General features: G+C 58.3%; 6 protein-coding genes. 4 read left to right on the top strand and 2 right to left on the bottom strand.

Annotated features, from left to right (window positions below):
* The first annotated feature begins 76 nt into the window (after nucleotides 1–76).
* Entirely contained in the window at nucleotides 77–1,297 is a 1,221-nt protein-coding gene (gene gltS / locus HEP89_RS02575) for a sodium/glutamate symporter (RefSeq protein WP_168691279.1), read from the top strand.
* 9 nt (nucleotides 1,298–1,306) lie between these two features.
* On the opposite strand, the gene HEP89_RS02570 is transcribed toward gltS, so the two are convergent.
* Nucleotides 1,307–2,749 (bottom strand): EAL domain-containing protein, encoded by a 1,443-nt coding sequence (locus tag HEP89_RS02570; RefSeq protein ID WP_208993386.1) that lies wholly within the window; start codon nucleotides 2,747–2,749, stop codon nucleotides 1,307–1,309.
* 355 nt (nucleotides 2,750–3,104) lie between these two features.
* On the opposite strand from HEP89_RS02570, the gene glyS reads away from it, so the two are divergent.
* Nucleotides 3,105–5,192 (top strand): glycine--tRNA ligase subunit beta, encoded by a 2,088-nt coding sequence (gene glyS / locus HEP89_RS02565; RefSeq protein WP_077290700.1) that lies wholly within the window; start codon nucleotides 3,105–3,107, stop codon nucleotides 5,190–5,192.
* A gap of 249 nt (nucleotides 5,193–5,441) precedes the next feature.
* The gene (locus tag HEP89_RS02560) at nucleotides 5,442–5,849 is read left to right on the top strand and encodes a type II toxin-antitoxin system death-on-curing family toxin (RefSeq protein WP_077290699.1); all 408 of its coding nucleotides are present in this window, start codon (nucleotides 5,442–5,444) and stop codon (nucleotides 5,847–5,849) included.
* Between the two features lie 49 nt (nucleotides 5,850–5,898).
* Here the strand turns inward: HEP89_RS02560 and HEP89_RS02555 are convergent, their stop codons facing one another.
* A complete protein-coding gene (locus tag HEP89_RS02555; protein ID WP_077290698.1) occupies nucleotides 5,899–7,134 on the bottom strand; it encodes an MFS transporter in 1,236 nt (411 codons plus the stop codon).
* Between the two features lie 462 nt (nucleotides 7,135–7,596).
* On the opposite strand from HEP89_RS02555, the gene nadA reads away from it, so the two are divergent.
* Nucleotides 7,597–8,679: a quinolinate synthase NadA gene (gene nadA, locus HEP89_RS02550; protein WP_055657911.1), complete on the top strand. Its 1,083-nt coding sequence runs from the start codon at nucleotides 7,597–7,599 to the stop codon at nucleotides 8,677–8,679.
* Nucleotides 8,680–8,755: the final 76 nt, after the last annotated feature.

Here is an 8,755-nt window from a genome sequence, read left to right as displayed (position 1 = left end):
GAGGATCGTCAGCTCCGCCTTGCGCAAGCTGCTTCGAACGGCATAGTGGAAGCATCAAGCAGGAGCGGGGGTGCGGATGGCCGGCGAAACAATCACGCTAACGGAGTTTGTCAGCTTCAATCTGGCAATCCTCGTCTATTTCCTGGGCGTGCGGCTGAACAAGAAGATTCTGGTTCTGGACAGGTTCAACATTCCGGAACCGGTATCAGGCGGCCTGCTTGTCGCGTTCCTGTCCCTCGTAGTCTACCTGGGGCTTGGAACGGAAATCGGGTTCTCCCTGCAGTCGCGTGATTACCTGCTGTATTGCTTCTTTACGGCAATCGGCTTGAACGCCCGCTTCATGGACCTGGCCAAGGGGGGCAAGCCGCTTCTGATCCTGCTGATGCTCACCGTCTGTTACATGCTGCTGCAGAATGCTGTCGGCTCAGGCATTGCGGCGGCGCTGGGTCTGCCCACAGGGTTCGGCCTTCTTGGAGGCACCATTTCGCTGGTTGGCGGCCACGGCACGGCAATTGCGTGGGGGCCGAAGCTGGCCACCGACTATGGCGTTCCAGGGGCGGTCGAGATCGGTGCTGCGACGGCGACGCTCGGCTTGATCGCCGCCAGCCTTCTTGGCGGTCCGGTGGGCAAGTTTCTGATCGAAAAACGGGGTGGCAAACCGGATCCGAACCGCCCGGAAGAAGCCCCCATGATCGGCCTTGAGATGGAACGAGAGGCAGACACGAGCGTGACCCACACCGGGCTGATGCGCTCGCTGCTGGTTCTCAATATTGCCATTGGCCTCGGCGTCGCGCTTCAGGAAGCCTTGAGCGCGGGAATAGGCCTCGATCTGCCGGTCTTCGTCTGCTGCCTCTTCTGTGGCATCGTGCTGTCAAACACCGTGCCGCTGGTCTTTCCGAAAATGACCTGGCCAGCCCGGTCCAAGTCCCTGGCGGTCTTGTCGGACCTTGCACTTGGCATCTTTCTGACGATGTCACTCATGAGCCTGCAGCTCTGGACCATCGCGGGACTGGCAGGGCCGATGTTGCTCATTCTTTTCACGCAGGTCGTCGTTGCGGCCGCCTTCATCATCCTGGCGCTTTATCCGTTGATGGGCCGAAACTACAACGCGGCGGTGCTGGGTGCGGGCTTTGCAGGGTTTGCACTGGGCGCGACACCGACGGCCATTGCCAACATGACCGCAATCACCAAACACTTTGGCCCGGCAACCCAGGCATTCCTGATCCTGCCGCTCGTGTCCGCATTCTTCGTGGATCTGGCCAATGCGGTCATCATCCTTCTGTTTCTCGGAGGATGAGGGGCGCGGTCAGGCGGCGTCTGTCTTCTCGCTGAAGGGAAACCGTCCGTCGACCTGGGATTCCAGCAGGCTGCAGGCTTCGTCTGAAGTAACGGCCGCGGCGTAAAGGAAGCCCTGACCGTAGTGACAGCCGTTGGAATTCAACGCGTCATGGACCGCGCTTTCCTCGATCCCTTCCGCGACGGCGTCGATGTCGAGACCCTTGGACAGAACCAGTATGGCCTCGACGATGGCGGCACACTGCTTGTCTTCCAGCATGCGTTCGGTGAAGGACTTGTCGATCTTGACCTTCTTGATCGGGAAATCGCGCAGATAGCTCAGGCTGGAATGGCCTGCGCCGAAATCATCGAGCGCAATGGAAATGCCGGCTTCCGTCAGCTCGGTCAGGATGCGTTTGGCCGATTCCGGGTTCTTCACCAGCGACGTTTCGGTGATCTCCAGCACCAGCCGTCTGGGCGGAAATTCGAATTTCTTCAAGATGGCATTGATCTGGGTCGGCAAGGCCGGATCCTGCAACTGCACCGGCGACAGATTGAAGGACAGGTAGAGATCGTCCGGCCAGGTGGTAGCGACCTTGCAGGCGTCCTCCAGCAGATGCTGGGTCAGCTCGGAGATGATGCCGCAGTCTTCGGCAATCGGGATGAACTGCAGCGGCGGTACCTTGCCGAAATCGGCATCGGTCCAGCGTGCAAGGGCTTCGAAGCCTGCGATGCGGCCGGAATCCATGTCCAGGATCGGCTGGTAATAGGCCTTCACCTCATGTTCCGAAATTGCGCGGCGCAGACGCTGTTCCAGTAGCGTGCGATGCAGGATCGAGGCATCCATGTCGACCTCGAAGAACCGGTAGGTCGAGCGCCCCGAGGATTTGGCCCGGTAAAGGGCAATATCGGCCCGGCGCAATAGCTCGGTGACCGCGTGGCCGTCATGGGGGTAGAGGGCGATGCCGATACCTGTGCCGATGGAAATCTGGCGGTCGCCGAACTCGAAACGATCGTTGATCCGCGTCAACAGTCGCCTGGCGAAGCCGGCTGCCTCGGATTTGTCCTTGAACACAGGGGAGACGATGGCAAATTCGTCCCCTCCGAGACGGGCGACAATGCCTTCCTTGCCGAGAGTTTCGGCCAGTCGGTCGGCAAAGCTTCGCAGCAGATTGTCGCCAAAGGCATGACCATAGACGTCGTTGATCGGTTTGAACCCGTCGAGGTCGAGCATCATTACGGCACGAAAGCAGTCAGGCTTCACCTCACGGGTCAGATCGGCAAAGGCCTCCAGCAGCCGGCGGCGATTTGGCAGCCCGGTCAGCGGGTCGTGCTGGGCAAGGGCCAGGGCTTCGGAATGAGCCGACGATCTTGCCTTCAGCTCCTTGCGCAAACGGCGCGTTGCCCACGTGCCATATCCCAGACTGAAGATGGCGATGCCCAGAAGGAGGCTGGTGACCACGTCGAACGTCATTTGCGAATTATGAATTTGGTAGGTCGGGAAAAGTACTGGAAGGACCTTAACCCCAGTAAAAATGACAAGAACTATCGCAAGTAACGCAACTATAGATCGTGTCATATATCTGTTGTCTGCAACTTCCCGGTTCGCCACAAGGTCGGTCCCAATACATACAACTGCTAACAAGTCGCGCAGTTTCACATGCAATCCTTGAAGAAGAGTGAAACAAAGCAGACGGACTGGCGTCAAAATGGGCAGGTCGCCCGTTGTCCGGTTCCGCGAAAGGGGGTGACAAGTCTCCGTTGTCTTGGTAACGGACGGCGCAAACCGTTTCCGGTGTTATTCCACCAGACCAAAGGTCCAGATATCCATGCCCGATCTTCTGCTTGAACTTTTCAGCGAAGAGATTCCGGCCCGCATGCAGCGCAAGGCGGCCGAAGACCTGAAATCTCTCGTGACCAATGCCCTGGTGGATGCCGGTTTGCCCTATGAGGGTGCCAAGGCCTTCGCGACCCCGCGGCGTCTGGCCCTGCATGTTGCCGGCGTTCCCGCCGGTTCTGCCGCCACACGTGAAGAACGCAAGGGACCGCGCGTCGGGTCTCCCGAAAAGGCACTGGAAGGCTTCCTGAGAGGCGCAGGGCTGACGTCGATCGATCAGGCAACCATCCAGACGGACCCGAAGAAGGGCGATTTCTACGTTGCGGTGATCGAAAAGCCTGGCCGTTCGGCGATCGACGTCATTGCCGAGTTCATGCCGGGCATCCTGCGCAACTTCCCCTGGCCGAAAGCCATGCGCTGGGGCACCGGATCCACACGCTGGGTGCGGCCGCTGCACTCAATCGTCGCGACCTTCGGTCCGGAAACGGAAGAACCGGACGTGGTTCCGTTCGAATTCGATGGCATCAAGGCCGGCAAGACTACACGCGGCCACCGCTTCCTGGCGGATGAGGCCTTCGACGTGCGCCGTTTCGACGACTATGCGCCTTCGCTTGAGAAGCACAAGGTCGTGCTGGATGCCGACCGCCGCAAGGACATCATCCAGAATGACGCCAAGGATTGTGCGCTGGCGCTAGGCCTCGATCTGGTGGAGGATCCGGGTCTTCTGGAAGAGGTTGCCGGGCTGGTAGAATGGCCTGTGGTGCTGACGGGCAGCTTCGACGAGGATTTCCTGACGATCCCGGACGAGTGCATTCAGCTGACCATCAAGGTCAACCAGAAGTGCTTCGTGCTGAAGAACCCGGCCACCGGGCGCCTTGCCAACAAGTTCGTGCTGATTTCCAACATCATTGCCGACGATGGCGGCAAGCTGATCGTGGCCGGCAACGAGAAGGTTATCCGCGCACGCCTGTCCGATGCCCGCTTCTTCTGGGAAACCGACCTGAAGTCTAAACTGTCGGACAACCTGCCCAAGCTGGATGAAGTGAAGTTTCACGAAAAGCTCGGCAGCGTTGGCGAACGGGTGAAGCGCCTTATCGCGCTTTCGGCCGAACTGGCCACGGTCGCCGGGGCGGACGAGACCAAGGCCAGACGCGCGGCGGAACTCGCCAAGGCGGACCTTGTCTCCAACATGGTGTTCGAATTCCCGGAATTGCAGGGCCTCATGGGCCGCTACTACGCAACAGCCCAGGGCGAGGATGCGTCGGTGGCAACGGCTATCGAAGAGCATTACAAGCCGCAGGGACCAAGTGACAGCGTGCCGACCGACCCGGTCGCCGTTGCCGTGGCCCTTGCCGAAAAGCTGGACCTGCTCGCAGGTTTCTGGGCGATCGACGAAAAGCCGACCGGCTCCAAGGACCCTTACGCGCTTCGCCGCGCGGCTCTGGGCGTGATCCGGATCATTCTGGAAAACAACCTCAGGATCAGGCTGGGCGATGCCATTCGTTCCGCTCTGGACCTTCAAGGTGTTGAAGCGAGTGATCCCGCAGCTCTTGTTGCCGATCTGCTGTCCTTCTTCGGCGATCGCCTGAAAGTCCACCTGAAGGATGAAGGCGCGCGCCACGATCTGATCGACGCGGTCTTTGCATTGGAAGGCCAGGACGATCTCCTGATGGTGGTGCGCCGTGTCGAGGCGCTTGGCAAGTTCGTATCGTCCGACGACGGCACCAACCTGCTGGCTGGCTACAAGCGTGCGGTCAATATTCTGAAGGCCGAGGAAAAGAAGGACGGCAGCCCTGTTTCCGGCAAGCCGCACGCCGACCACTTCCAGGAGCAGGCCGAAATCGATCTGGCCGCTGCCATCGATGTGGCCCGGGCTGAAGCGGCCGACGCCGTGGCAAGCGAGAACTTCGAAGGGGCAATGGAGGCGCTGTCGAAATTGCGTGCTCCGGTCGACCGTTTCTTCGACGATATCCTGGTCAATGCCGAGGACGCCACGCTGCGCATGAACCGCCTGCAGCTCCTTGCTGAAATCCGCGATGCGACCCACGTCGTGGCGGACTTCTCGAAGGTGGCGGGATAAGCAAAGGATTGAGAATTTTGGGATTGGATTATTTTGCGTTATCCTATTCCAAATAGAAGTAGGGATATTTGGGTTGATGGAAACGAGATCGGACGGTCGAAGAAACGAACCGATGCAACCTGAGGAAGCTTTCGCTGAAGGAGAGAAAACGTCTCCCGCAAGCAATCAAGCAACGAGGCGTCGTACTATTCGCGAAATGGTAGTTGATAACAACACCCGGTTCGCGGCGACAATGAAGTCCCTTGGTGAATGACAAGACTGATTGAGCCGGTCTGGTTGTCACTTGATGAAACAGAAGAAATAATTCAAGCAGTTGGGGACCTCTATCCGAAGCATCGGGTCGAATTGGTGCGGCCAAACGAATTGGCTGCTGCATTGGAGCGCCCTGTAAATCGGTTTCATTATGCAGGCGAAACCAACCTCTTTATGCTCTCGTGTGAATATGTTTATGGTATCGGCAAGGCGCATGCCTTAGTGGACGGCAATAAACGTATAGCTTTTATGGCAGCACTAGTTTTTCTTGAATTTAACGGCATCAAGCTCAATGAGCCGGCTGACGAGTTTTTTGCCGTCTATATAAAAGCTTTGATGTCAGACAGAATAAACCTGCAGATGCTTGCGACAGTGTTTTCTGTCTTTTCAGTACAACTTTCCTGAATGGCCGCGCTTCCATTAAGTGGAAGCGCGGCTTCTTGGATGCAGCGCCTCACTCGGCAGGTGCAGCAGCGAGCCGGTCAACTGGTTTTTCCTGGATCGGCCAATGCACGATGGCGGCGAAGATGCCGAGGGCGATGCCCAGCCACCAGATGGCGTCATAGGAGCCTGTTTCGTCGTAGATCTTGCCGCCGAGCCACACACCCAGGAACGAGCCGACCTGGTGCGACAGGAAGACGAAGCCGAACAGGGTTGCCATGTAGCGCGGCCCGAACATGACGGCGACGAGGCCCGATGTCGGTGGCACGGTCGACAGCCACAGGAGACCCATCACGCCGGAGAACACGAGTACCGAGGCGGGCGTGACCGGCAGCATGATGAAGGCGAAAATCGCGACGGCGCGGCCGAGATAGATCAGCGACAGGAAGATCGGCTTGGAATAGCGGCCGGAAATGTATCCTGACAGCAATGAGCCCGCGATGTTGCAAAGACCGATGAGGGCGATGGCCGTGGCACCCCAGGCGGGGTCAAGGCCAAGGTCGGCGATATAGGGCGGCAGGTGAACCGTGATGAAGGCGACGTGAAAGCCGCAGACGAAAAAGCCGAAGGTGAGCAGGATAAATCCGCGTGTTCCGAAGGCTTCGGAAATGGCGGAGGACAGTTTCTGGTCGTTCGCCGGATTGCTATCTTTCGGCAGCTCCGACTTGCCCCTGAGCGCGATCGCCAGAAGTGGAACAATTGCCACAAGGCCGGCGAAGACGATGAGGGTCTGCTGCCAGCCGATGCTGGCAATCAGCGTGCCGCCAAGTGGGGCAAACAGGAACTGGCCGAGAGATCCGGAGGCTGTGCCGATACCAAAGGCCAGTGTTCTCTGTGAAGGCGAGACGGCACGGCCGAAAGCCGCCAGAACCAGCGAGAAGGACGAACAGGCAATGCCGAGCCCGATGAGCACACCTGCGGAAATGTGCAGGGCGACGGTGCTTTCCGCGTCGATCATCAGCAAAAGGCCGGCACAGTAGAGGACTGCGCCAAGTGTCATGGTCTTCCAGGTTCCGAACCGGTCGGCCATCATGCCGGCGATCGGCTGTCCGATGCCCCACATAAGGTTCTGGATCGCCAGTGCCAGTGCGAAGATCTCGCGGCTCCAGTCCCTGGCCTCGGTCATGGGCTGAAAGAACAGGCCCATGGCAGAACGTGGCCCGAACGAAATGAGGGCGATCAAACAGCCGCAGGAAATCACCAGCGGGATATTCGGGCCGACCCGGCCGGTGGAGGAAGCTGTTGTCATGGACGTGTCTCTGATCGTGATATTACGATAGGAATAGTCTGAAGTGAGCCAATCTCAAAACGCGTATTTTTGATGGATTGATCAGCGTTGCAAATGGAACGGAAAAACTTCGATCATGTCAGCAAGTTGCACGTTGTGGTGGAAACACAGTAACAGATGTTGCGAGAGCACGGTTGGTTTTGCCGTTTGCATCTCGTATGTGAAGGCGATAATTGTTAGCCGGCTTTCCGGAAACGGAAAAGTTGCGCCTTAAGCTCAGGAAAACAAAGGCAAATCGGATTCCGCGCGAGAATTTTTCGGATTTTTGTAGATTTTCGATTTGCTCATGACTATATAAACTCCGAAAGAGCAAAAGTATGGGCATCACCGCCCGTTTTCTTTTGTCTCTGATATGCTCAAGTTGAGTATAATTAAATAGCGGCACAAAATACCCTTCGCGCCGCGCAAAAAAGGGAGGTCGCCATGACCATTGCCCAGACCAAAGCACCGGTTGGAGCACCGATTGCCGCCGGACTGACGGCACTGGAGCGTTTCGGCAAGCTGGAGCGCCCGGACCTGCGTTATACGCCGGAGGTCGCAGAGGCGACTGCGCCGATCTACGAGAAGGTCAAGCACATCATCCCGGCCATTGAATGGCCTGCTCTGGCGCCGACCATCCATGCGATCAACAAGCTGAAGAAGCAGCGCAACGCGGTTATCCTGGCGCACAACTACATGACGCCGGATATCTACCATGGTGTTGCCGATATCGTTGGCGATAGCCTGCAGCTGGCCATCGAGGCGACCCGCACCGATGCGGAAGTCATCGTCCAGTGCGGCGTGCACTTCATGGCAGAGACCTCGAAGATCCTGAGCCCGGAAAAGACCGTGCTGATCCCGGACATGCGTGCAGGCTGCTCGCTGGCTGAATCCATTACCGGTGCCGATGTGCGGGCCCTGCGCGAGCGGAACCCCGGCATCCCGATCATCACCTATGTGAACACGTCTGCCGACGTGAAGGCGGAATGCGACATCTGCTGCACGTCTTCCAACGCGCTGCAGGTCGTGGAAAGCTTCGGCGTCGACAAGGTGTTCCTGATCCCGGACAAGTATCTGGCCGCAAACGTCGGCAACAAGACCGACGTCGAGGTTCTGGTCTGGGACGGTGCCTGCGAAGTGCATGAGCGCTTCACCGCGGAAGAGCTGCGCGACTATCGCAAGATCGAACCGAATGTGAAGATCATTGCCCATCCGGAGTGCCCGCCCGAAGTGGTCGCGGAAGCCGACTTTGCCGGTTCCACCGCGCACATGATCGACTGGGTCAAGACAAAGCGTCCGGAAAAGGTGATGATGATCACCGAGTGCTCCATGGCGGACAATGTTGCCAGCGAAACGCCGGGTGTCGACTACATCCGCCCTTGCAACCTTTGCCCGCACATGAAGCGGATCACGCTGAACAAGATCCTCGACACTCTTCTGGAGATGAAAGAGGAAGTGGTCGTCGACCCGGCGGTGGCCGACAGGGCCCGCACCGCGGTCGAGCGGATGATCAACTTGAAAATCTGACCGGCTTCGGTCTAAACCGCATCTATGCGATTGCTTCCGGGCCTGCCGGCCCGGGAGTTTCTTTGGGGCTCTTGCC

This window comes from Labrenzia sp. 5N, from assembly GCF_012395805.1.
GTDB classification, from domain to species: domain Bacteria; phylum Pseudomonadota; class Alphaproteobacteria; order Rhizobiales; family Stappiaceae; genus Roseibium; species Roseibium algicola.
The sequence above is the reverse complement of the archived record's forward strand: the minus strand, read 5'-3'. Positions and strand labels throughout refer to the sequence as shown.

Excerpts from the sequence above, each read along its gene's own strand:
- gltS (WP_168691279.1), top strand. The coding sequence starts at position 77 with ATGGCCGGCGAAACAATCACGCTAACGGAGTTTGTCAGCTTCAATCTG.
- HEP89_RS02570 (WP_208993386.1), bottom strand. The coding sequence starts at position 2,749 with ATGACGTTCGACGTGGTCACCAGCCTCCTTCTGGGCATCGCCATCTTC.
- glyS (WP_077290700.1), top strand. The coding sequence starts at position 3,105 with ATGCCCGATCTTCTGCTTGAACTTTTCAGCGAAGAGATTCCGGCCCGC.
- HEP89_RS02560 (WP_077290699.1), top strand. The coding sequence starts at position 5,442 with ATGACAAGACTGATTGAGCCGGTCTGGTTGTCACTTGATGAAACAGAA.
- HEP89_RS02555 (WP_077290698.1), bottom strand. The coding sequence starts at position 7,134 with ATGACAACAGCTTCCTCCACCGGCCGGGTCGGCCCGAATATCCCGCTG.
- nadA (WP_055657911.1), top strand. The coding sequence starts at position 7,597 with ATGACCATTGCCCAGACCAAAGCACCGGTTGGAGCACCGATTGCCGCC.